18 protein-coding genes are annotated in these 23,550 nt (G+C 72.0%); 5 read left to right on the top strand and 13 right to left on the bottom strand.

Annotation, left to right across the window (positions count from 1 at the left end):
• Positions 1-3: 3 nt before the first annotated feature.
• The gene (gene cimA, locus EAD89_RS05685) at positions 4-1,587 is read right to left on the bottom strand and encodes a citramalate synthase (RefSeq protein ID WP_121674981.1); all 1,584 of its coding nucleotides are present in this window, start codon (positions 1,585-1,587) and stop codon (positions 4-6) included.
• Positions 1,588-1,886: 299 nt separating this feature from the next.
• Between cimA and EAD89_RS05680 the strand changes: the two genes are divergently transcribed.
• Positions 1,887-2,345 (top strand): PRC-barrel domain containing protein, encoded by a 459-nt coding sequence (locus tag EAD89_RS05680; protein WP_121652830.1) that lies wholly within the window; start codon positions 1,887-1,889, stop codon positions 2,343-2,345.
• Positions 2,346-2,401: 56 nt separating this feature from the next.
• Complete coding sequence (locus EAD89_RS05675; protein WP_233578223.1) at positions 2,402-3,145, top strand: tyrosine-protein phosphatase; 744 nt, start codon at positions 2,402-2,404, stop codon at positions 3,143-3,145.
• Between the two features lie 71 nt (positions 3,146-3,216).
• Here EAD89_RS05675 and EAD89_RS05670 read toward each other — a convergent pair whose 3' ends face one another.
• Together EAD89_RS05670 and EAD89_RS05665 are read right to left on the bottom strand one after the other, a co-directional pair.
• Positions 3,217-4,314: a branched-chain amino acid aminotransferase gene (locus tag EAD89_RS05670; protein WP_121652832.1), complete on the bottom strand. Its 1,098-nt coding sequence runs from the start codon at positions 4,312-4,314 to the stop codon at positions 3,217-3,219.
• Positions 4,315-4,474: 160 nt separating this feature from the next.
• Positions 4,475-5,506 (bottom strand): 3-isopropylmalate dehydrogenase, encoded by a 1,032-nt coding sequence (locus tag EAD89_RS05665; protein ID WP_121674979.1) that lies wholly within the window; start codon positions 5,504-5,506, stop codon positions 4,475-4,477.
• 227 nt (positions 5,507-5,733) lie between these two features.
• On the opposite strand from EAD89_RS05665, the gene EAD89_RS05660 reads away from it, so the two are divergent.
• Both EAD89_RS05660 and EAD89_RS05655 read left to right on the top strand, forming a co-directional pair.
• Positions 5,734-6,576, top strand: a complete 843-nt coding sequence (locus EAD89_RS05660) for an FAD:protein FMN transferase (protein WP_121652834.1) — start codon at positions 5,734-5,736, stop codon at positions 6,574-6,576.
• Positions 6,577-6,958: 382 nt separating this feature from the next.
• Positions 6,959-7,315, top strand: a complete 357-nt coding sequence (locus tag EAD89_RS05655) for a hypothetical protein (protein ID WP_121652835.1) — start codon at positions 6,959-6,961, stop codon at positions 7,313-7,315.
• A gap of 80 nt (positions 7,316-7,395) precedes the next feature.
• Here EAD89_RS05655 and serA read toward each other — a convergent pair whose 3' ends face one another.
• The 5 genes from serA to EAD89_RS05630 all read right to left on the bottom strand — a co-directional run bounded on the left by serA (position 7,396) and on the right by EAD89_RS05630 (position 15,591).
• Entirely contained in the window at positions 7,396-8,994 is a 1,599-nt protein-coding gene (gene serA / locus EAD89_RS05650) for a phosphoglycerate dehydrogenase (RefSeq protein ID WP_121674978.1), read from the bottom strand.
• 568 nt (positions 8,995-9,562) lie between these two features.
• Positions 9,563-10,576: a ketol-acid reductoisomerase gene (gene ilvC / locus EAD89_RS05645; protein ID WP_121652837.1), complete on the bottom strand. Its 1,014-nt coding sequence runs from the start codon at positions 10,574-10,576 to the stop codon at positions 9,563-9,565.
• Positions 10,577-10,632: 56 nt separating this feature from the next.
• A complete protein-coding gene (ilvN, locus tag EAD89_RS05640; protein WP_089017348.1) occupies positions 10,633-11,148 on the bottom strand; it encodes an acetolactate synthase small subunit in 516 nt (171 codons plus the stop codon).
• A complete protein-coding gene (locus EAD89_RS05635) occupies positions 11,148-13,031 on the bottom strand; it encodes an acetolactate synthase large subunit (protein WP_121674977.1) in 1,884 nt (627 codons plus the stop codon). Before EAD89_RS05635 ends, ilvN begins: the two co-directional genes overlap by 1 nt.
• A 187-nt stretch (positions 13,032-13,218) precedes the next feature.
• The gene (locus EAD89_RS05630) at positions 13,219-15,591 is read right to left on the bottom strand and encodes a bifunctional diguanylate cyclase/phosphodiesterase (RefSeq protein ID WP_121674976.1); all 2,373 of its coding nucleotides are present in this window, start codon (positions 15,589-15,591) and stop codon (positions 13,219-13,221) included.
• Positions 15,592-15,701: 110 nt separating this feature from the next.
• Between EAD89_RS05630 and ilvD the strand changes: the two genes are divergently transcribed.
• On the top strand, positions 15,702-17,549 hold the full coding sequence (gene ilvD / locus EAD89_RS05625; RefSeq protein WP_121652847.1) for a dihydroxy-acid dehydratase: 1,848 nt from the start codon (positions 15,702-15,704) through the stop codon (positions 17,547-17,549).
• Positions 17,550-17,578: 29 nt separating this feature from the next.
• On the opposite strand, the gene EAD89_RS05620 is transcribed toward ilvD, so the two are convergent.
• The 5 genes from EAD89_RS05620 to EAD89_RS05595 form a co-directional block, all read right to left on the bottom strand.
• Positions 17,579-18,115 (bottom strand): hypothetical protein, encoded by a 537-nt coding sequence (locus EAD89_RS05620; RefSeq protein WP_121674975.1) that lies wholly within the window; start codon positions 18,113-18,115, stop codon positions 17,579-17,581.
• A 15-nt stretch (positions 18,116-18,130) separates the two neighbouring features.
• Positions 18,131-18,679 carry a hypothetical protein gene (locus tag EAD89_RS05615; protein ID WP_158610714.1) on the bottom strand — a complete coding sequence of 183 codons (549 nt, stop codon included), beginning with the start codon at positions 18,677-18,679 and terminating at the stop codon, positions 18,131-18,133.
• A gap of 456 nt (positions 18,680-19,135) precedes the next feature.
• Positions 19,136-21,586, bottom strand: a complete 2,451-nt coding sequence (locus EAD89_RS05605; RefSeq protein ID WP_121674973.1) for a glycoside hydrolase family 2 protein — start codon at positions 21,584-21,586, stop codon at positions 19,136-19,138.
• The gene (locus tag EAD89_RS05600) at positions 21,583-22,425 is read right to left on the bottom strand and encodes a carbohydrate ABC transporter permease (protein WP_089021695.1); all 843 of its coding nucleotides are present in this window, start codon (positions 22,423-22,425) and stop codon (positions 21,583-21,585) included. The genes EAD89_RS05605 and EAD89_RS05600 overlap by 4 nt, the downstream gene beginning before the upstream one ends.
• Positions 22,426-22,490: 65 nt before the next feature.
• A complete protein-coding gene (locus tag EAD89_RS05595; protein ID WP_121652844.1) occupies positions 22,491-23,510 on the bottom strand; it encodes a carbohydrate ABC transporter permease in 1,020 nt (339 codons plus the stop codon).
• Positions 23,511-23,550 lie beyond the last annotated feature (40 nt).

The following is a 23,550-nucleotide window of genomic DNA, read 5'->3' as shown; positions in this document are numbered from 1 at the left end:
GGGTTAGACCGGGGCGGGGGCCAGGCCGTAGGTGAGGGCGTCGACGAGGGCGTGCCAGCTGGCCTCGACCACGTTGGGGTGCACGCCCACGGTGGTCCAGTCGCGGCCGCCACCGTCGGCGGTCTCCAGCAGCACCCGGGTGACCGCGCCGGTGCCGTGGCTGCCCTCCAGGATGCGCACCTTGTAGTCGGCCAGCTCGAAATCGCGCAGCTGCGGGTAGTGCCGGGCCAGCCCCACCCGCAGCGCCTCGTCCAGGGCGTTGACCGGGCCGTTGCCCTCCGCGGTGGCGATCACCCGCTCACCCCGTACCCGGATCTTGACGGTCGCCTCGGAGACCACCGCGCCGTCCTCGCGGTGCTCCACCAGCACCCGGTACGACTCCAGGGTGAACGGCCGCGCCGGGCCGCCCTCGGGCAACTCGGAGCGGACCAGCAGTTCGAAGGAGGCGTCCGCGGCCTCGAAGGACCAACCGCCGGCCTCCAGCTCCTTGACCCGGTTGGTGACCCGGGTCAGCGCCTCCGGCCGGCCGGCCAGGTCCAGGCCGAGCTCACGACTCTTGAGCTCGACGCTGGCCCGGCCGGCCATCTCGGTCACCAGGATCCGCATGTCGTTGCCCACCACCGACGGGTCGACGTGGTTGTAGAGCAACGGGTCGACCTTGATCGCACTCGCGTGCAGCCCCGCCTTGTGGGCGAAGGCGGCGGCCCCGACGTAGGCCTGGTGGGTGTCGGGGGCGATGTTGGCGATCTCGGCGATGGCGTGCGCGACCCGCACCATCTGCGCGAGGCAGCCCTCCGGTAGGACGGGCATGCCCAGCTTGAGTTCGAGGTTCGCGACGACCGCGAAGAGGTCTGCGTTGCCGGGGCGTTCGCCGTACCCGTTGGCGGTGCCCTGCACGTGGCGGACGCCCGCCTCGACCGCGGCGATCGTGTTGGCCACCGCGCAGGCGGTGTCGTTCTGCGCGTGCATGCCGAGCAGCCCCGCGTCGATCCCGAGCCGGTCGGTCAGGTCGGCGATCACGGCGGTCACCTGGGACGGCAGCATCCCGCCGTTGGTGTCGCAGAGCACCATGCGTTCCGCGCCGGCGGCCAGCGCGGTCTGCACCACGGCCGCGCCGTACGCCGGGTCGTGCCGGTAGCCGTCGAAGAAGTGTTCGCCGTCGACGAAGACCCGGCGGCCCTCGCCGACGAGGTGGCTGACGGTGTCGTGGATCATCGCCAGGTTCTCCGCGCCGGTGGTGCGCAGCGCACGCTCGACGTGCCGGGTGTCGGCCTTCGCGACCAGCGCCACCGCCGGGGTCTGCGCGTCCAGCAGGCCGCGCACCTGAGGGTCGTCGGCGACCGCCACACCGGCCCTGCGGGTGGCGCCGAACGCGACCAGCACGCCGTGCCGCAGGTCCAGTTCGGTGCGTGCCCGGCGGAAGAACTCGGTGTCCTTGGGCACCGCGCCCGGCCAGCCGCCCTCGATGAAGCCGACGCCGAACTCGTCGAGCAGCCGGGCCACCGCCAGCTTGTCGACCACCGAGTAGGTGAGCCCCTCGCGCTGGGCGCCGTCGCGCAACGTCGTGTCGTAGACCTGGAACGTCATGAGGATCCTTTCTCGGAGCAACAAAAAGACCCCCCGCGGATGCGGGAGGTCTGCGCGCTCGGCGGAGGGAGGGCCGGCGCGCTAGGTCGCAATAATCAGGGCGGTGCTGGTCACGATCGCTACTCTGCCACCCTCCCCCGGTTTTGGGAGGAACAATCCACATGCCGGGACGGTGACGCAGCGTCGCGAGACTCCGGCCCTCGACCCGTCGCCGTTTCCGGCCCCCGGTGGCCGGGTAGCTCCTGCGGGGACGCACTCACCTACGCCGTGAGCGTCGGCGACAGTCAGGAGTGAACGGCATGGACAGGATCGACCCGCACGCGACGCACGCCGCGCCGGAGCCGCTGCGCGGAGGCGACCAGGGCACCGTGCCCGGTGGCGCCCCGGCCGGCGCCTTCGACCCCTGGCGCTACCGGGACCAGGCCGGGGTGGCCGACGCCGACCTGGTCGGCTACACGGTCGAGGCCACCGACGGTGGAATCGGCAAGATCGACAGTGCCAGCCACGAGGTGGACGGCAGCTACCTGGTGGTGGACACCGGTCCGTGGATCTTCGGCAAGAAGGTGATGCTGCCGGCCGGCACGGTCAACCAGGTCAACCACGACCAGCGCACCGTCTCCGTGGACCGGACCCGCGACCAGATCAAGGCCGCCCCGGAGTACGACGAGACCAGCCACAGCGACCCGACCTACCGGAACCAGCTGGGCGGCTACTACGACGAGACGTACGGCGCGCTTCCGCCCGGCACCGGGCGGTAGCCGATCGGAGCCGACGGCCGGTGGGGCTTCGTCCCACCGGCCGTTACCGTGTCAGCGTGGACGCCATCGAGGACAACCGACACATCCCGCTGCCCGCGACCTTCAACTTCCGCGACGTCGGTGGCTACACCGGCCACGACGGCCGCACCGTGCGCCGGGGCCGGCTGTACCGCTCCGACTCGCTGCACCGCCTCGACGAGCAGGACCGGGACGCGTTCGCCGCGATCGGCGTCCGCACCGTCATCGACCTGCGCCGCCCGGCCGAGGTGGCACGCGACGGCCGGGTGCCGGCGTACCAGGGGCTGACGTACCGGCACATCCACCCGGAGCACGCGGACTGGGCCGAGCAGCCGCACGAGGAGGGTTCGAGCCTGGCCCGCTACCTCGCGGACCGCTACGCCGACCTCGCGCAGACCGGCACGGCCGGGCTGGCCGAGGCGGTCGGGCTGATCGCGGACTCCGCCAACGCCCCGGTGGTGGTGCACTGCGTCGCCGGCAAGGACCGCACCGGCATCGTCTGCGCGTTGACCCTCGCCGTGCTCGGCGTCGACGACGCGGACATCGTCGCGGACTACGCGCTCAGCACCGAGGCGTCGGCCCGGTTCGGCGCCTGGCTGGCCGAGACCACCCCGGGCGGGCTGGACCACGTGCCGGCGCCGTTCCTGGCCTCGCCCGCCGAAGCGATGGAGCTGTTCCTCGCCGAACTGCGCGAGGGGCACGGCTCAGTTGAGGGGTACCTCCGCCACGCCGGGGTGACCGACGCGCAGCTCGCCGCCCTCCGCGACCACCTGCTCGACTAGCCACCGCGGCGACGCGGCCCGGCACCGAACGCGCCGGCCGGTCCGCTGGACCGGCCGGCGCGCGGCGGGCGTCAGAGGACCCGGCGCACCCAACCCTGCGGGTCGTCGGCCTTGCCACGCTGGATGTCGACCAACTGCTGGCGCAACGCCATGGTGACCCGGCCCGGCTCGCCCCCGCCGATCAGGAACTCGCCGTCGGGGAAGCGGACCCCGCCGATCGGGGTGATCACCGCGGCGGTGCCGCAGGCGAAGACCTCGCGGAGCCGGCCACTGGCCGCGTCGGCCTGCCAGTCGGCGAAGGTGACCGGCCGCTCCTCGACCCGCTGCCCGGCCGCGCCGGCCAGCGTGAGAACGGCGTCCCGGGTGATGCCCGGCAGGATCGTGCCGGTCAACGGCGGGGTGACCACGGTGTCGTCGTCGTAGACGAAGAAGACGTTCATGCCGCCCAGCTCGTCGACGAAGCGGCGCTCCACCGCGTCCAGGAAGACCACCTGGTCGCAGCCGGCCTCGATGGCCTCGGCCTGGGCCGCCAGCGACGCGGCGTAGTTGCCGCCGCACTTCGCGGCGCCGGTGCCGCCGGGCGCGGCGCGCGTGTAGTCCGGTGAGACCCAGACGGTGACCGGCTTGACCCCGCCGCTGAAGTACGCGCCGACCGGCGAGGCGATCACCATGTAGAGGTATTCGTTGGCCGGACGGACGCCGAGGAAGACCTCGCTGGCGAACATGAACGGGCGCAGGTAGAGGCTGCCGTCCTCGCCGGTCGGGATCCACTCCCGGTCGACCTCGATGAGCTTGTGCAGCGAGTCGATGAAGACCTCGGGCGGCAGCGTCGGCATCGCCATCCGCTGCGCCGAGGCGGCGAACCGGGCGGCGTTGGCGTCCGGCCGGAACATGGTCACGCCGCCGTCGGCGGTCCGGTACGCCTTCAGCCCCTCGAAGATCTCCTGCGCGTAGTGCAGCACCGCGCTGGCCGGGTCCATCGGGATCGGCCCGCGCGCCTCCACCCGGGCGTCGTACCAGCCCTTGCCGTCGGCGTACCGGACGGTGACCATGTGGTCGGTGAAGACCCGGCCGAACCCGGGGTTGACCAGCAGGGCGGCCCGGTCGGTGGCGGATACCGGCGCGGGATTCGGACGGATCTCGAAGTCGAGCTTGTCACCACCGCTCATCGCGCTGACCTCCCTGCGGGACAACGGCATGCGGGATCGCACACCGACATGGCTGTGCCAAAAACTTACCCCGAACGGTCGTTCAGCGGGTAGCGCCGCTCGGGACATGGACGGCCCCGGATGGCTGCTCGCCGGACCGGACGCGCAGGCCCGGGGCGGGTCAGGCTACGGCGTGGGCGGCGAGCCGGTCGCCGACCTCCGCGGTACGCAGCGTCACGCCCGGCGTCCGGCCGGCCAACTCGGCGGCGACCGCCGCGTTGACCCGGGCCGCGGCCTCGGCGTGCCCGAGCTGCTCCAGCAGCAGCGCGGCGGAGAGCACCGCGGCGACCGGGTCGGCGACGCCCTGCCCGGCGATGTCCGGTGCCGAGCCGTGCACCGGCTCGAACATGGAGGGGTACGCCCCCTCGGGGTTGATGCAGCCGCTGGCGGCCAACCCGATCCCACCGGTGACCGCGGCGGCGATGTCGGTGAGGATGTCGCCGAACAGGTTGTCGGTGACCACCACGTCGTAGCGCTGCGGCTGGGTGACCAGGAACATCGCGGCCGCGTCGACGTGCTGGTACTCGGTGGCGACGTCCGGGTGCTCGGCGGCGACCGCGTCGAAGGCCCGCGACCAGAGCGACCCGGCGTGGGTGAGCACGTTGGTCTTGTGCACCAGGGTCACCTTGCGCCGCTCCCGGCGGCCGGCCCGGGCGAACGCGTCGCGGATCACCCGCTCCACGCCGTGCCGCGTGTTCAGGCTCTCTTCGGTGGCGACCTCGGCGGGCGTGTCGCGGTGCAGCGAGCCGCCCGCGCCGGCGTAGAGCCCCTCGGTGCCCTCACGCACCACCACGAGGTCGACCTCGCCCGGCTTCACGGTGCCCAACGGGCCGGCGACCCCGGGCCAGAGCCGGGACGGGCGCAGGTTGACGTACTGGTCGAAGGCGAACCGGAGCTTGAGCAGCAGCCCCCGCTCCAGCACTCCCGGCGGGACCGTCGGGTCACCGACCGCCCCGAGCAGGATCGCGTCGTGGCCGGCCAGCTCCGCCAGCACCGAGTCGGGCAGCACCTCTCCGGTACGGTGCCAGCGGGCCGCGCCGAGGTCGTACTCGGTGGCCTGCACGCCGGGCAGCACGGCGTCGAGGACCTTGCGGGCCTGCGCGACCACCTCGGGCCCGATGCCGTCCCCGGCCACCACCGCGATCCGCGCCACGCCCGCACTCCTTCGTTCGACTGCACCGTCGCCGCAACGGTACGTCGCTGTCCCGACTCCCGGTACGCCGCTTCCACGATATGGGAAAGCCTTATTACACAGCACCCTCTCAGGCGGGACTCATGTGGCGGTCATCTCCGCTGCCTACGGTGGGGGTCAGCGGGTCACGGGGGCCCGCGACCGGGGATCGCCGACGACGCGACTCCAACTGCGAGGGGGCAGGTGCCATGCGCATCGACGAGCAGCCGCGGACCCGCTGGCCGGACCCGTCAGCGTTCCGGAACCGCCGGCCGGACCTCCGGCTCGGCAGCCGGCGGCATCGAATCGACCCGGCGGGCGCCAGTCAGGGCCGGATCGCGGTGCAACACACCGTGCGCACCCCGACCGCCGAATACACCATGCTGCTCAACGCCCCCGAATGGCTCGGCCGGCGGGGCGTCGGCGAGGCACTGCGGGACAGCGTCGCGGAGCTGCGCGCCATCGACCTCACCTACGGCCCGAACCGGCCGGAGAGCCTGGTCTCCAGGCTGCGCCGGGGCGAGATCAGTCCCGAGTCGTACCCTCCGCTGGCCGACCTGGTGGACCGCTGCACGGCGATGCGCGCCGCCACCGACGGGTGGTTCGACGCCTGGGCGGTGCCCGGCGGCTTCGACCCGGGCGGCCTGCTCGGCGGCTGGGCGGTGGAGCGCGCGGCGGCCCGCCTGCGCGCCGCGGGCATCCACGACTACGCCGTGCTCACCGGCGCCGACCTGGTGGTCCGCGGCCGCGCGCCGCACGGCGGGCCGTGGCGGGTGGCGGTGCACCACCCGACCGCACCCGAACGCGCCCCGCTGGTGCTGGAGATGACCGCCGGCGCCGTCGGCACCTCCGGCGTGACCGGACGACAGGGGCACGTGGTAGACCCGCACACCGGTGAGCCGGCCAACCAGCTCGTCGCCGCCACGGTCGTCGGCCCCGACCTGGCGGTCGCCGACGCCTACGCCACCGCCCTCTACGCCGCCGGCCCCACCGGCCTGGCCTGGTTCCGCGGCGGCTCCGACTACCGCGCGCTCTTCGCCCACCGGCGCTGAACGGAACGTCGCCACACCGAGCCCGTCTCCCCGCGGTGCTCCGGCCCGATTCGCACCTCGGTCGCCCCACAGTCGGCCGGTCGGGCTGCGATCGGCCCCCACAGCCTCGGCAACGGCCGTGGGGGCCGGTCAGCGACGAGTGCGCGTGGCTCGCACAATCGAGGGGTGCGGACCGGTCGGGCCGGACGTCGACCGCGCCACCCGAAGACGGGCCGACGCCGCGAACTCGGCCAGTGACCGCAGTCGGTACGCTAGCGAATCGACGCAACTCGACGCAAGAGTCTCCACACCGGACCGTCGCGGCCGGAGCGTGGCAGATCAGTGATTGGCCTGCGGCGAGGCAGTTTCGACATGGTGAACGACGGATGGCACGCTGTCCGCCGTGAGTTTCGATCTGAGCGTGTGGGCCCTGGAGGACGGGGCGACGCCCGAGGACGTGCGGGCCGCGGTCGAGGGTTGCCGGCAGGGGCGGCACGTGGACCGTTACCCGGACCCCCGAGTGGTGTCCTTCTACCGGGCGATCACCGCCTCCTACCCGGACCGGCACCCCGGCCCGGACAGCCCGTGGGCGGTGGCGCCGCTGCACGCCGCCCACGACCATGTCGAGCTGAACCTGCACCCGACCTGCGCGGACCAGGTGCTGCTGGACATCGAGCGGCTGGCCGGCGAGCACGGGCTGATGCTCTTCGACCCGCAGGACGGCTCGGTCTATCCGCCCCCGGCCCGGCTGCCCGGCTGACCCGTCGGGCGGCTGGACACCCGACCCCGGGTGCGACGAGGGGCCCAGCGGTCGCCGGGCCCCTCGTGGTGCTGCCGTGACTACTCGTCGCGCAGGTCCGCCGCGCTGGCCGCCGTCGCGCCGATCGAGTCGGCCGCCGAGGTGAGCAGGTCCGCGCCGAGCGCCTGGTCGACGGTGAGCGTCATCAGCGTCTCGCCACCCGCCTCGCGCCGGGCCACCTGCATGGCGGCGATGTTGATGCCCGCACCGCCGAGCAGCGTGCCGACGGTGCCGACGACACCGGGCCGGTCCGCGTAGCGCAGGAAGAGCAGGATGCCCTCCGCGCCGATCTCCACATCGAAGCCGTCCACCTCGGTCAGCTTGAGAACCTCCCGGGCGCCGGAGTGGGTGACCGTGCCGGAGACGCTCACCGTCCGCCCGTCCGGCAGCGCGCCACGCACCGTGACCAGGGTGGGCTGCTCCGCCGTCTCGGCCAGACTGGCCAGGGTGACCTCGACACCGCGCTCGGCGGCCAGGTGCGGGGCGTTGACATAGGTGACCTGCTCCTCGACGACCGAGCTGAACAGGCCCTTGGTGGCCGCGAGCTTGAGCACCGACACGTCGTGGGTGACGATCTCGCCGCGGACCTCGACCGTGACGCTGGCGGCGACCCCGCCAGCGACCGCGGTGAACGCGCGGCCGAGCTTCTCGGCCAGCGGGAGCAGCGGCCGCACATCCTCGGCGACCACGCCACCGGCCTGCACGTTGACCGCGTCCGGGACGAACTCGCCCTGCAACGCCAGCTTCACGCTCCGGGCCACCGCCAGGCCGGCCTTGTCCTGTGCCTCGTGCGTGGAGGCGCCCAGGTGCGGGGTGGCCACCACGTTGTCGAAGGCGAACAGCGGCGAGGAGGTGCAGGGCTCCTTGGAGTACACGTCGACGCCGGCGCCCGCGACGCGGCCCTCGGCGATGGCGTCCGCGAGCGCCTGCTCGTCGACCAGACCACCGCGGGCGGCGTTGACGATGCGCACGCCCGGCTTGACGATCGCCAGCTCCTTCTCACCGATCAGGCCCACCGTCTCGGGAGTCTTCGGCAGGTGGATCGAGATGAAGTCGCTCTCCCGCAGCAGCTCCTCCAACCCGACCAGGCGCACGCCGAGCTGCGCCGCCCGGGCCGGCTGGATGTACGGGTCGTACGCGATCAGCCGGGTGCCGAACGCGGCGATGCGCTGCGCGAAGAGCACCCCGATGCGGCCGAGCCCGACCACGCCGACGGTCTTGCCCTGCACCTCGACGCCGGTGTACTTCGACCGCTTCCACTCCCCCGCCTTGAGCGCGGAACTGGCGCTCGCGGTGTTGCGGGCCACGGCGAGGAGCAGCGCGACGGCCTGCTCCGCGGCGGAGACGATGTTCGAGGTGGGCGCGTTGACGACCATGACGCCCCGCGCGGTGGCGGCCGGCACCTCGACGTTGTCCAGCCCGACGCCCGCCCGGGCGACCACCTTGAGGCGCGGCGCGGAGGCGACCGCCTCGGCGTCGATCTGGGTCGCGCTGCGCACGATGACGGCGTCGGCCTCGGAGAGCGCCGAGAGCAGGGCCGGACGGTCGGTGCCGTCGACGTGACGGACGTCGAAGTCGTGGGCGAGCACCTCGATGGCGGCGGGGGCGAGTTCTTCGGCGATCAGTACGACAGGATTCATCGGTCCTCGTAGAGGTCGTGTTTGCGATCGGCGCGGGCGGCAGGGCGCCGCACTGCGCCTGCGCTGATCCGTGCCGTGGCCGTCAGGTGCCGGCTGCGCACCTACCCGCGATCGTAGGGGCCCCGCTGGTCGGCATGTTCCGGTCTTCGGGGTGAGGGCCCTCACACGCCGGGCCGGACGATGGACATCACCCGTTCACCCGACCGTCATCGTTGCCCAGGCCATGGCGTGCGAGGGCAAGGGCGCTCTGGGGGCGCCGCTGCGAGCCACTGGTCTGGCGGCGTCGCGTCGCCGGCGACCCACCCGCTACCGGGCCGCACCTGCTGCCGGGCCCGGCGGGTCGCACACTTTTGAGGGTGATACCTGTGAGTCATATCTATGACTCACAGGTATCAGCTCAACAGACATGTCACCGGCGCTGGTCTAGTGGCGCGGCTGACCCACGTCGATCTGCCGCATCGGCGAAAGCTGGCCGAGGCGTTGGTCACCCGGCCCCGGCAAGTGACGAGATGGACGTGCGGGAACCGTCCGGCCTCTTCTGGGACGGCCGGACGATCCCGCGTCGACGTCAGGCCGTCTCGGTGATCGGACGGTCGACCCAGCTCATCATGCCGCGCAGCTTCCGGCCGGTCTCCTCGATCGGGTGCGCCGCACCCTCGGACTGCCACTTGGTGAAGTTGGGCCGGCCCGCCTCGTCCTCGGCAACCCATTCACGGGCGAACTCGCCGGACTGGATCTCCCCGAGGATCTTGCGCATCTCGTCCTTGACCCGGGAGTCGATGATCCGTGGGCCACGTGAGAGGTCGCCGTACTCGGCGGTGTCGGAGATGCTGTACCGCATCTTCGCGATGCCGCCCTCGTACATCAGGTCGACGATCAGCTTCAGCTCGTGCAGGCACTCGAAGTAGGCCACCTCGGGGGCGTAGCCCGCCTCGGTGAGCACCTCGAAACCGGTCTGCACCAGCGCCGCCGCGCCGCCGCAGAGCACCGCCTGCTCGCCGAAGAGGTCGGTCTCGGTCTCCTCGGTGAAGGTGGTCCGGATCGCGCCGGCCCGGGTGCCGCCGATCCCCTTGGCGTACGCGAGGGCGAGCGCGAGCGCGTTGCCGCTGGCGTCCTGCTCGACGGCGACCAGGCAGGGCACGCCCTTGCCGTCGGCGTACTGGCGGCGGACCAGGTGGCCGGGGCCCTTCGGGGCGACCATCGCCACGTCCACCTCGGCCGGCGGCTTGATCAGCCCGTACCGGATGTTGAAGCCGTGGCCGAAGAAGATCGCCTTGCCCGGAGCGAGGTGCGGGGCGATCGACTCGGTGTACAGGGCGCGCTGGGCGGTGTCCGGCGCGAGCACCATGATCACATCGGCCTCGGCGGCGGCCTGCGCCGGCGTGACGACCCGCAGGCCCTGCTCCTCGGCCTTGGGACGGCTCTTCGAGCCCTCCGGCAGACCGATCACCACGTCGACGCCGGAGTCGCGCAGCGACAGCGCGTGGGCGTGGCCCTGGCTGCCGTAGCCGATCACCGCGACCTTCTTGGCCTGGATCAGGCCGAGGTCGGCATCGTCGTCGTAGTACACCTCAACGCTCATGAGACTTCCCTTTCGTACGACGGCCCGGGCGGCCCGTCGTGGTCTGTGCGGATGGGTCAGGCGGCCCGCAGCGCGGGACCGGCGGTGATCGAACGCGAGCCGCGCCCGATCGCCACCAACCCGGACTGGACCATTTCCTTGATGCCGAAGGGCTCGAGGTCGCGCAGCAGCGCGTCGAGCTTGTCCGGGGTCCCGGTGGCCTCGATGGTCAGCGTGTCCGGTGCCACGTCGACCACCCGGGCGCGGAACAGGTTGACCGTCTCCAGGACCTGCGTCCGCGCGGACCGGTCGGCGCGGACCTTCACCAGCAGCAACTCCCGGGCGACCGAGACCTGCGGATCCAGCTCGACGATCTTGAGTACGTTCACGAGCTTGTTGAGCTGCTTGGTGACCTGCTCCAGCGGGGACGACTCCGCGTTGACCACGATGGTGATCCGGGAGACGTCCGGGTTCTCGGTCTCACCCACGGCGAGGCTGTCGATGTTGAAGCCGCGCCGGGAGAACAGGCCGGAGACCCGGGCCAGCACGCCGGGCTTGTTCTCCACCAGCACGGACAGGGTGTGCATGGTCATCAGATGTCATCCTCGTCGAAGGCCGGGCGGACGCCGCGGGCGAACATGATCTCGTCATTGCTGGTGCCGGCGGCGACCATCGGCCAGACCATGGCGTCCTTGCCGACCACGAAGTCGATCACCACCGGGGCGTCGTTGATCTCCATGGCGGCGGCGATGGTCTTGTCCACGTCATCGGCGTTCTCGCAGCGCAGCCCGACGCAGCCGAGCGCCTCGGCGAGCTTCACGAAGTCGGGGATGCGGTGCTTGTGGGTGCCGAGGTCGGTGTTGGAGTAGCGCTCGTTGTAGAACAGCGTCTGCCACTGGCGCACCATGCCGAGGTTGCCGTTGTTGATCACGGCGATCTTGACCGGGATGCCCTCCAGCGCGCAGGTGGCCAGCTCCTGGTTCGTCATCTGGAAGCAGCCGTCGCCGTCCACCGCCCAGACCACCGTGTCCGGCCTGCCGACCTTGGCGCCCATCGCCGCCGGCACCGCGTAGCCCATCGTGCCGAGCCCGCCGGAGTTCAACCAGGTGTGCGGCTTCTCGTAGGAGATGAACTGCGACGCCCACATCTGGTGCTGGCCCACCCCGGCCACGTAGATCGCGTCCGGGCCGGCGATCTCGCCCAGCCGCTTGATCACGTACTGCGGGGAGAGGGTGCCGTCGGCCGGCTCGTCGTAGCCCAGCGGGTAGCGGTTGCGCAGGTCGTCGAGCTGGGTCCACCAGTCACCCAGGTCACCGCCGTGCCCGGCCGACCGCTCGACGGTCACCGCCGCGATCAGCTCGTCGATGACGTGCTGGGCGTCGCCGACGATCGGCACGTCCGCGTGCCGGTTCTTGCCGATCTCCGCGGGGTCGATGTCGGCGTGCACGACCGTCGCGTCCGGGGCGAACGAGTCCAGCTTGCCGGTGACCCGGTCGTCGAACCGGGCGCCCAACGCGACGATCAGATCCGCCTTCTGCAGGCCGTAGACTGCGGCGACGGTGCCGTGCATGCCGGGCATCCCCAGGTGCTGCGGGTGCGAGTCGGGGAACGCGCCGAGCGCCATCAGCGTGGTGACCACCGGGATGCCGGTCAGCTCGGCCAGCCGGCGCAGCCCCTCGGTGGCTCCGGCCTTGAGCACCCCGCCGCCCACGTAGAGCACCGGCCGGCGGGCACCGGCCATCAGCCGGGCCGCCTCCCGGATCTGCTTGCCGTGCGGGTGCAGCGTGGGCCGGTAACCGGGCAGGTCCAGGGTGGGCGGCCAGGCGAAGGTGGTCGACGCCTGGAGCACGTCCTTCGGGATGTCGACCAGCACCGGGCCGGGCCGGCCGGTGCTGGCCAGGTGGAACGCCTCGGCCAGCACCCGCGGGATCTCCTCGGGCGTCTGCACGAGGAAGTTGTGCTTGGTGATCGGCAGGGTGATGCCCTGGATGTCCGCCTCCTGGAAGGCGTCGGTGCCGATCGACGGGCGGGCCACCTGGCCGGTGATCGCCACCATCGCCACCGAGTCCATGTACGCGTCGGCGATCGGGGTGACCAGGTTGGTCGCGCCCGGGCCGGAGGTGGCGATGCAGACGCCCACCTTGCCGGTGGCCTGCGCGTACCCGGTCGCGGCGTGACCCGCGCCCTGCTCGTGGCGGACCAGGATGTGCCGGACGGTGGAGTCGTAGAGCGGGTCGTACGCCGGGAGGATCGCCCCACCCGGGATGCCGAAGACGACGTCGACGCCGAGCGCCTCAAGGGACCGCACGAGCGAACCGGCGCCGGAGACCTGCGCTGGAGCGGGTGTCCGTACCGCCGGAACGGCCGGGGTGGCAGCGCCGCGCGCGGCGGTGGAGTCGACGTCGCCGGCCGGCTCGGTGGCCGCGCGGGCGCGCCGGGCGGTGTGGGCGAGGGTCTCTGGCGTGGGTCTCGTCATGGCGGTTCTGGCCTTCGGCTGGAATGGCTGGGGCTTGTCAAGCGAAGCGACGCGGGCGGGGCCCGCCCCGACAGGTTCCGATGGCAATAAAAACGGCCCTCGTGCAGATGCACGGGGCCAGCGCACTCTCGATGAGGGAGAGTGCGCTCAGGTAAGTACTCGCAGCGACCGGTACGACGACATGCGGCTAAGCCTGACGCATCTCACGCGATGAGTCAACTGATCCCACATGTTGGTTAACGGAGCGCGGCGCGTCGGGCGGCGACGCGCCCTCGGCCACCGGGATGACCTGCCCGGACCCGCCCGAAACCCGGCGTGGCGTGGGCAGCGGGGCGGGACGCGCGCCCGGCGAGGTCGCCGCCTCCAACATCGCCTCCAGGTGCTCGGCGGGCACGCCCCAGCCGAAGAGCGCGCCCTGGCCGAACCGGCAACCGGCAGCCACCACCGCGGCCAGCTCGGTGGGGGTGGTGACCCCCTCGGCGATCACCTCCAGCCCCAGCTGGTGGCCCAGTCGCATGACGATGTCGACCATCGGCGCGAACGCCGGACCGTCCGCGCCGACCGGGCGGACCGGCTCGTGCTCGGCGACCAGGCTGTGGTCGATCTTCAGGATGTCGATCGGCAGCCGGCGCAGTTGCCCCAGTGACGAGTAGCCGGCGCCGAAATCGTCCAGCGCGATCCGTACGCCGGTCAGCCGCAGCGCGGTGAGCCGCCGGATCAGCTCGTCCAGGTCGGTGGCGACCGCGTGCTCGGTGACCTCCAGCACCAGCCGCTGCGGCGGCACGTGGTGGGCGCGCAGCGCCTCGGCGACCTGGACCACGTACTCCGGGGCGTGCAGCTCGCGCGGGGAGACGTTGACCGAGACCCAGACGTCGTGCCCGTCGGCCAGCCAGCGGGAGAGCTGGTAGCAGGCCTGGTGCAGCACCCAGGCGCCGAGGGTGGCGATCATGCCGCACTCCTCGGCCAGCGGGATGAACTCGTCCGGGCGGACGTTACCCAGCTCGGGATGGTGCCAGCGGAGCAGCGCCTCGGCGCCGACCGGCCGCACCGACGGCAGCGAGGCCACCGGCTGGAAGGCCAGCCGCAGCTCGTCGCGGTCGATGGCGCCGCGCAGCTCGTGCTCCAGCGTGGTGCGCCGGCGCAGCAACTGGTCGTACCTGGCGTCGTAGCGCTCGATCCGGTTCTTGCCGCGCTGCTTGGCGTAGCGCAGCGCCAGGTCGGCATGGCGCAGCAGCAACTCCACGTCCGGCTCGCCGGCCCACCCGGCCACCCCGATGCTCACCGACAGGAAGACGGGCCCTTCCGGCTGGTCGTACGGCCGGTTGAGCACTCCGAGCAGCCGCTCGGCGACCCGATCCGCGTCGGCGGGCCGCCCCGCCATGAGCACGGCGAACTCGTCGCCGCCGAGCCGGGCCGCCACGTCGCCGGGACGCAGGTTGCCGCGCAGCCGCCGACCCACCTCGGCCAGCACGGCGTCGCCCACGTCGTGGCCGCGCATGTCGTTGACGTTCTTGAAGCCGTCCAGGTCCAGACCGAGCAGCACACACGGGGCGCCCGCCGCCGCGCTGTCGTGCAGCGCGCGCAGCAGCCCGCGCCGGTTGGCCAACGCGGTCAGCGGGTCGGTGTGCGCCAGCTCGCGGAAGTGCGCCTCCCGCTCGGCCAGCCGGTCGGCGTAGTTGCGGACGTCCTTGAGGGTCAGGTACTGCCGGGCCACCAGGGCGAAGCCCTCCACGCTGCCGGCGACGATGCCCGCCGCGGTGAACCGGCCGTCCTGAAGGAGGTGGTACATCGCGGAGGCGGCCATCGCCAGCATCGGGGCGATCGCGTACTCGCCGTCGCGACCGATCAGGTCCAGGTCGACCTGCCCCGGCCGGTCGGCGCGGTGCACCGCGAGCGCGACGGTCAGCAGACCGGCGGCGAGCACCGCCGCGCCGGTCAGCGCCATGCTCGGGCCGGCCTGGCAGAGCCCGGCGGCGAGACCCAGCCCGCCGCTGGTCACCGCGCTGATGCCGGCGCCGAGTGCGGCCAGCCGCCGACGCGGGGCGGCGGCCCGGAAGACGACGATCACGCAGAGCCCGGCGCTGAGCGCGGCGCTCACCGTGGCCAGCAGGATCGCCGGGCAGGCCATCGGGGTGGCGGCGCCGAGCAGTCGGGTGGGCTCGGAGAAGAGCACCCAGCCGACGAACCACAGCGCGGCAGCCATGATCAACCCGTCCAGGGCGAGCCGGGCGGTCCCCGCCGCGGTCGCGGCCAGACCGGGCAGCCGGAGCAGGCCGGCGGCGAAGGCCAGCCCGCTCACCGCCGTGCCGATCGCCACCGCCGTGGCCCACCCGGTTCGCTGCCCCTGCTCGTGCGCCCAGTGCTCGCCGATGGCGAGCACGCTCCACACCCCGACCAGGAGGCTGAGCAGGGCGGCGCCGGCAGCGGCCACGAGCAGCACGTGCGCCGGGCGGCGGGGCCCGGTGCGCCGCCGGGCGACCACGGTCAGCAGTGCGGCGGCGGCAGCGGCGACGAGCACACTCAGCGCCGCCACAGCGACCATGCCCGGGGGGAAGTGCACGCACTCAAGAGTGCCGGATGCGCGCTCGCCGTGGGGACCTGGTGTGCATCTGTTGGGACACGGCGCCCGCTGGGCACGGCCGACGCGCGGGCGGTGTCATGCTGGTACGCATGCCTGAGCTGCGGTCGAGGACCTCCACACACGGTCGGACGATGGCCGGCGCCCGGGCCCTGTGGCGGGCCACCGGGATGACCGACGACGATTTCGGCAAGCCGATCGTCGCCATCGCCAACAGTTTCACCCAGTTCGTGCCTGGTCACGTACACCTCAAGGACATGGGCGGCCTCGTCGCCGACGCGGTGGCCGAGGCCGGCGGGGTGGGGCGGGAGTTCAACACCATCGCGGTCGACGACGGCATCGCGATGGGCCACGGCGGCATGCTCTACTCGCTGCCCAGCCGGGAGCTGATCGCCGACGCGGTCGAGTACATGGTCAACGCGCACTGCGCGGACGCCCTGGTCTGCATCTCGAACTGCGACAAGATCACCCCCGGCATGCTGCTGGCCGCGCTGCGGCTCAACATCCCGACCGTCTTCGTCTCCGGTGGCCCGATGGAGGCCGGCAAGACGATGGCGATCGAGGGCGTCGTGCACAGCAAGATCGACCTTATCGACGCGATGATCGCCTCCTCGAACGAGGCGGTCACCGACGAGCAGCTCGGCGAGATCGAGCGCTCCGCCTGCCCGACCTGCGGCTCCTGCTCCGGCATGTTCACCGCCAACTCGATGAACTGCCTCACCGAGGCGATCGGGCTGGCGCTGCCCGGCAACGGCTCGACGCTGGCCACCCACGCCGCGCGCCGGTCGCTCTTCGTCGAGGCCGGCCGCACCGTCGTGGAGATCGCCAAGCGGTGGTACGACGGCGACGACGACTCGGTGCTGCCCCGCACGGTCGCCTCCAAGGCCGCCTTCGAGAACGCGGTCGCCCTGGACGTGGCGATGGGCGGCTCCACCAACACGGTGCTGCACCTGCTCGCCGCCGCCCGCGAGGCGGAGCTGGACTTCGGCGTCGCCGACATCGACGCGATCTCCCGGCGGGTGCCCTGCCTGGCCAAGGTCGCGCCGAACTCGCCGAATTACCACATGGAGGACGTGCACCGGGCCGGCGGCATCCCGGCGATCCTCGGCGAACTGGACCGGGCCGGGCAGCTCAACCGGGACGTGCACGCCGTGCACTCGCCCTCGCTGGCGCAGTGGCTGACCGACTGGGACGTGCGCGGCGGATCGCCGACGCCGACGGCGGTCGAGCTGTTCCACGCCGCGCCGGGCGGGGTGCGCACCACCGAGCCGTTCTCCACCACCAACCGCTGGTCGTCGCTGGACACCGACGCGGCCGGCGGCTGCATCCGGGACCGCGAGCACGCGTACTCCGCCGACGGCGGGCTGGCCATCCTGCACGGCAACCTGGCGCCGGAGGGCTGCGTGGTGAAGACCGCCGGCGTTCCGGACGACTGCCTGACCTTCCGTGGCCCGGCGAAGGTCTACGAGTCCCAGGACGACGCGGTGACGGCGATCCTGGCCAAGCAGGTGGTCGCCGGGGACGTGGTGGTGATCCGGTACGAGGGGCCCAAGGGCGGCCCCGGCATGCAGGAGATGCTCTACCCCACCTCGTTCCTCAAGGGCCGCGGGCTGGGCCGTTCCTGCGCGCTGCTCACCGACGGCCGCTTCTCCGGCGGCACCTCCGGGCTCTCCATCGGGCACGTCTCCCCCGAGGCGGCCTCCGGTGGGCTGATCGCCCTGGTCCGCGAGGGCGACGAGATCGTCATCGACATCCCGGGCCGGTCCATCGAGCTGAACGTGCCGTCCGACGAACTGGAGGCGCGACGGGTGGCCGAGGAGAAGCGCGACAAGCCGTACACCCCGACCGACCGGCAGCGGCCGGTTTCGGCGGCGCTGCGCGCGTACGCCTCGATGGCCACCTCGGCCAGCGACGGCGCCTACCGCCGCGTCCCGGAGTAGGCCTCGGGTCCCGGAGTAGGCCTCGGGTCTCAGTAGGCGACCAGTGCGATGAGCAGCGAGGACACTCCGGCGGCCAGAAGCACGACGCCGGTGCCGAGCCCGACCACGGCACTCACCGTCACCGCGCGGGCCCGGGCGACCGGGACCGCCGCGACGGCCACCACGGTGACCAGCGCGGCGACGACATGGATCAGCGGGTAGTCGAGCAGCGCCGCGACCGGGAAGAGGTGCAGTCCCACGACGAGGGCGACCCAGGGGGCGCTCAGCTCACGGCGCCGTAGCAGGGCGAGCAACCCGACGCCGAGGGCGGCAACGCCAAATTCGATGCCGACGACGATGCCGAAGGTACGGCCGGTGTCGTCGTCGAAGACCGTGCCGTCCGACCAGTGACGCCAGCCGAGGAGAGCCCCGGCGGCAGCCGTGAGCAGCGAGAGAACCGACCCGGCGATCAGCACCGGTCGCCACCGCTTCGGGGGCGCCTCCTGCGCCCAGCCGAACCAGCTGGAGGCGAAGAAACCGAAGACGAACGCCGTCACCGCCGCGTCTCGAACATGTTCGGTGATCATCCGGCAGCATGTTACCTATCCGGTGGCGAGGTTGATGGCCACGCCGATCGGGACCGACGCCGCCAGCCCCGCGACCAACCACCACAGCTGCTCCCGGCGGGCGTGCCGCTGCGCCGACTGGAGCACGCCCTGGATCTCGGTCAGGGTGTTCGCCACCATCGTCAGGTCGTTGGCGCCCCGGGCCGGCTCGTCCGTGACCGACCGCCGCATTCCGTACTGGCGGAGCCGGCTGGTCGTCGACAACGTCAGCTGATGCCTGCGGACCCGCCGCGAGGCCAACACCAGCGACTCGGAATCCTCCAGGTCATTGACGGCGCCGCCGTAGCCAGCGGGATCCTCGACGGCATCGGGGACGCCAACCCGGTGTAACTGCGACCAGCGCCGCCTCCGCCGGGCCTCCCACCACCACAGAACGCCGCCGCCGGCGAGCAGGACGAGGTTGGCGACGATCGGGACGATCGCCCACCAGCCGGTGACGAGGAAACCGACGGCGCCGACCGGGATCGACGTCAGGATGAGTGCCTTCGCCGCCGCTGTGCCGCTGGTCTCCCACATGTCTGTCATTGAAACGGTCCCGCCCGGCCGCCGCGGCCCCTGCTATCCGGAACGCGACAGCGCGCGGTCATCGGACGTCGTTGACGACTTCTACGAACAGGTCATCCAGAACCTCAAACCCTGGATGCCGGCGCCACCACGGCTTCGTTCCCCTGAGGACGTCCAACCTGTGCAACCGGTCGCGGCGAGCCTGGTCTCGACAGCGATCTCTTCTCAGGACAGCCCAGAATTCACCGTACCTGGGATGCAGGAAATCGCTGACGGCCAGCATGGTCCACCAAGCGAGACATAGAGCCCAGATGCAAAGCAGACGAACAGCGCTGCCGCATCCTGGCGCGCCATGTCGGCGCGCGGTCCCCCGTGAAGCGTGATACCTCAGAGGCATAAAAATACCTCTGAGGTATCAGCTCATCCGACCGCTGGCCCCGGCGGAGCGACCGGCGGTCGCGAGCGCCTGGGGGGACGCTAGGGCGACGCGATGTCGTTGACGCAGCGCAGCACCGGGCGGGCGGTCAGCGCCGCCGGGTCCAACGCGGCGTCGGCGCGCACGGTGAGGGTGACCGACTCGCCCGGCAGCAGGGTGACCAGCGCATCGTCCACGGAGGCCGTCGGCTCCAGCCGGTCCGGAAAGAGGGTCAGGTCGCGCAGCACCGTGCGGGCGGTGACCCGGACCTGCTGCCCGCCGTCGACCGGCTCGACCGTCGCGTCCCAGGCCGCCGCCGGCCAGTCGACGTCGCGGTCCTCGGCGAAGAACCAGAGCGCCCGATCGGCGCTCTCCCCCGCCTCGGCGACCAGCAGTTCCCGCCGCTCCTCCTCCGGCCGGGCCAGCTCCGCCGGCAGCGCCAGCGTCACCGCCGAGTACGCGGGGACGTCCAGCTCCATCGTCGTCTTCGCCCGGGGCTCACCGGCGAGGGTCAGCCGGGTCACCGAGGTCGACGTCCGCCAGGGCGTGCCGCCGTCGTTGACCGCGACGAGCGCCAGACCGCCGTCACGGGGCTGGACGGTGAGCAGCCGGTCGGCGTACGCGTGGCGCAGCGCGTACCACAGCGGTTTGCGCCGACCGTCACCGTCGACGGCCGACCAGGAGGTGACCGGCCAGCAGTCGTTGAGCTGCCAGACGATGGTGCCGGCGCAGACGTCCCGGTGCGAGCGGAAGTGCTCCACCCCGAGCTGGATCGCCCGGGCCTGGTTGAGCTGCGTCAGGTAGTGCCAGTCGTCGAAGTCGGCCGGGGCGGGCAGGTGCGCGTCCAGACCCCGCTGGAGCTTCGCGTCGCCGCCGGCCGCCTTCTGGTGGTGCGCCATGCCCGGTGAGTCGTGCGCGAGGGGTTCGTCGCTCAGCGCCCGGCGCAGGGTGGCGTACGCCGGCGGGCCCTGGTAGCCGAACTCGGCGACGAAGCGCGGCACGTACTCCCGGTACTTGATGTAGTCGTCGGTGTTCCACACGTCCCAGATGTGCGTGGTGCCGTGCGCCGGGTCGTTGGGGTGGATCTCCTCGGTGCCCGACCAGGGGCTGCCCGGCCAGTACGGGCGGGTCGGGTCCAGCTCACCGACGATGCGGGGCAGCACCTCGAGGTAGTAGCCGCGCCCCCAGGTGCGCCCGGCGAGCGGTTCCTGCCAGTCCCAGTCGTGCCAGCCCCAGATGTTCTCGTTGTTGCCGGTCCAGAGCACCAGCGACGGGTGGGGCGCCAGCCGGGTGACCTGCTCGGCGGCCTCGGCGGCCACCTCGCTGCCGAACGGCTCCTCCTCCGGGTACGCGGCGCAGGCGAACAGGAAGTCCTGCTGGACCAGCAGCCCCCGCTCGTCGGCGAGGTCGTAGAAGTCCGCCGACTCGTACCGGCCGCCGCCCCAGACCCGCAGCAGGTTGATGTTGGCCGCCGCGGCCTGGTCGAACCGCCCGGCCAGCCGTTCGCGGGTGACCCGGGTGGGGAACGCGTCGTCCGGGATCCAGTTGACCCCCCGCACGAACACCGGAACGTCGTTGACCGACAGCGCGAACGGGGTGCCGTGCTCGTCGGGGGTGGTGTCGAGCCGGACCGAGCGGAAGCCGATCCGGCGGGACCAGGTGTCCAGGGTGTCGCCGTCCGGCGCGTGCAGGGTGACGTCCAGCGGGTGGCGCGCCTGCTCCCCGTACCCCCGCGGCCACCACAACGCGGGCTCGCGGACGGCGAGGGTCAGCACGGCCGTGCGCTGGCCGGCGGGAACGACCGCCTCGGCGAGGGCGCCGGCGACGATGGCCCGGACGGTCAGCGGGACGTCCGCGACCCGCTCGACCTCGACGTGCAGCTCGACCCGCCCGTCGCGGCCCTCCACCGTGACCAGCGGGCGGACGGTGGCCAGCCGGGCGGTGGACCAGGCGTGCAGGCCGATGTCCTGCCAGATGCCGGCGGTGACCAGCGTCGGCCCCCAGTCCCAGCCGAAGTTGCAGGCCATCTTGCGGATGAAGTGGAACGGCTCCGGGTAGGCGTTGGGCCGGTCACCGAGCCGCTCCTGCTGCGCCTCGGCGTACCGGTAGGCCGAGTCGAACGTGACCACCAGGTCGTTGTCGCCGTCGCGCAGCAGCGGACGGACGTCGAACCGGTAGCCGCGGTGCATGTTCTCGGTGCGGCCGACCTCGACACCGTTGACGGTCAGGGTGGCGACGGTGTCCAGGCCGGCGCAGACCAGGTCGACCCGGTCGTGGTCGCCCGGCGGGCGGGAGAAGCTCGTCCGGTAGCTCCAGTCGGTGCGCCCGATCCAGGCCAGCGCCACCTCGTTGTCGTCGAGGTTGGGGTCGGGGATCAGGCCGGCGTCGAGCAGGTCGGTGTGCACGCAGCCGGGCACGGTGGCCGGCACGGACCGGTCGGCGATCTCCGTCGGGACCTGCGCTCCGGGCGCCGCCCGCAGGGTCCAGCCGTCGTGGAGTGCCTGTCGGCTCAAGATTTCACCGCACCTTCCATGATTCCGCGGACGATCTGGCGTCCACCGATGAACAGCATGATCAGCAGAGGGATGGTAGCCACGAACGCGCCGGCGAGCACGCGGCGGTAGATGACGTAGTTGCCGCTGGCCAGGTCGGAGATGGCGACCATCGAGGTCGGGTAGTCGGTGCCGCCGAGGGTGATCAGCGGCCACTGGAAGTCGTTCCAGGTGGACACGAAGGTGAGCAGGCCGAGCACCGCGAGGGCCGGCCGGATCGCCGGGAGGACGATGTTCCAGTAGACGCGCATCGTCGTGGCGCCGTCCATCCGGGCCGACTCCACCAGCTCGTCGGGGACCGTGTTGAGGATGAACTGCCGCATGTAGAAGACGCCGAACGCGGTGACGAGGCCGGGCACGATGACCGCCAGCAGGGTGCCGTTCCAACCCAGCTTGCCCATCACGATGTACAGCGCGACGACGCCGAGCTGGTTCGGCACGGTGAGGGTGAGCACCACGAACAGCATCAGCCACCGGCTGCCGGCGAAGCGCAGCTTGGCGAAGGCGAACCCGGCCAGCGAGCAGAAGAACAGCATGGCGGCGGTCACCACGGTCGACACGATGACGCTGTTGATCAGCGAGGCGGCGAAGTAGACGTCCTGGAGGGAGAAGACCTCGTCCAGGTTGACCAGGAACCGGTCGCCGGGGATCACCGCGGGCGGGATCTGGGCCAGCGCCTCGTCGTTGCTGGTGGCGATGACGAACATCCAGTACAGCGGAAACGCCGCGAACAGCATGGTGGTGGCCAGCAGCAGGTACGTCCCGATGCCGGCCGGGGTGTCCTGCGGCGCGCGGCCCATCAGGGCGGCCCGCCTGCGGCGGCTCGTGGTGACCGCCGGCGGGGGCGGTGCGGTGTCGACGGCGCTCACCTGGATCGCCCTCCGGAGAGTCGGTTGGTCAACAGCGTGTTGATGCCCGCCACGACCAGAATGATCAGGAAGAGTGCCCAGCTCATGGCGGCCGCGTACCCGAGGTTCAGGTCCTTCCAGCCGACCTTGTAGATCAGCTGGGCGATGGTCTGCCACTCGCCGTTGGGCCCACCGGTGGCGGCCTGGGAGTTGAGGTCGAACAGCATCGGCTCGATGAAGAGCTGGAACCCGCCGATGGTGGAGAGGATGACGGTGAAGACGATCACCGGCTGGATCATCGGCACGGTGATCCGCCAGAGCTGACGCCACGGGCCGGCCCCGTCGACCGCGGCGGCCTCGTAGACGTCGCGCGGGATGGACTGCATGGCGGCCAGGTAGAGCAGGGCGTTGTAGCCGATCCACTTCCAGTTGACCATCGTGGCGATGGCGATCCAGGCGTGCAGCTTGTCGGCCCGCCAGTTGATCGGTTCGTCGCCGCCGATGCCGAACAGGCCGAGCACCCAGTTGGCCATCCCGAAGTCACGGGAGAAGAAGACGCTGAACACCATGGTCGAGGCGACGATCGGGGTGACGTACGGCAGCAGCACGCCCACCCGCCACCAGGTCTGCGCCCGCAGCCGGCGGTTGAGCAGCGAGGCGACGATCAGGGCGAGCAGCAGCTGCGGCACCGACGAGAGCAGGAAGATGCCGAAGGTGTTGTAGAGCGCGTTCCAGAAATCCTCGTCGCCGAAGAGCTGGCGGAAGTTGGCCAGGCCGGCCCAGCCGGTCAGCGTCGGGTCGTCCAGTCGATAGTTGCGCAGCGCGACGACGCCGTTGAAGACGAGCGGAAACAGCCCGAAGACCAGGAAGATCAGGAAGAAGGGCGCGATCAACACGTACGGCATGTAGCGCATGTCGAAGCGGTACAGCCGGTCCCGCCAGCTGGGTCGGCGGTGGTCCGGGTCGGTGCCGTGGCCGTGCCGCCCGGTGGCGGCTCGGCGGCCCGACGACGCGGGCGCGGCGCGGGTGGTGGACATCGGGACACTCCAGGGCCGAAGAGACGGGGTACGCACGCGG

This window comes from Micromonospora sp. BL4 (assembly GCF_003667505.1).
Taxonomy (GTDB): Bacteria; Actinomycetota; Actinomycetes; order Mycobacteriales; family Micromonosporaceae; genus Micromonospora.
Note: the sequence above shows the minus strand (reverse complement) of the source record. Positions and strands in the feature narration are given on the sequence as shown.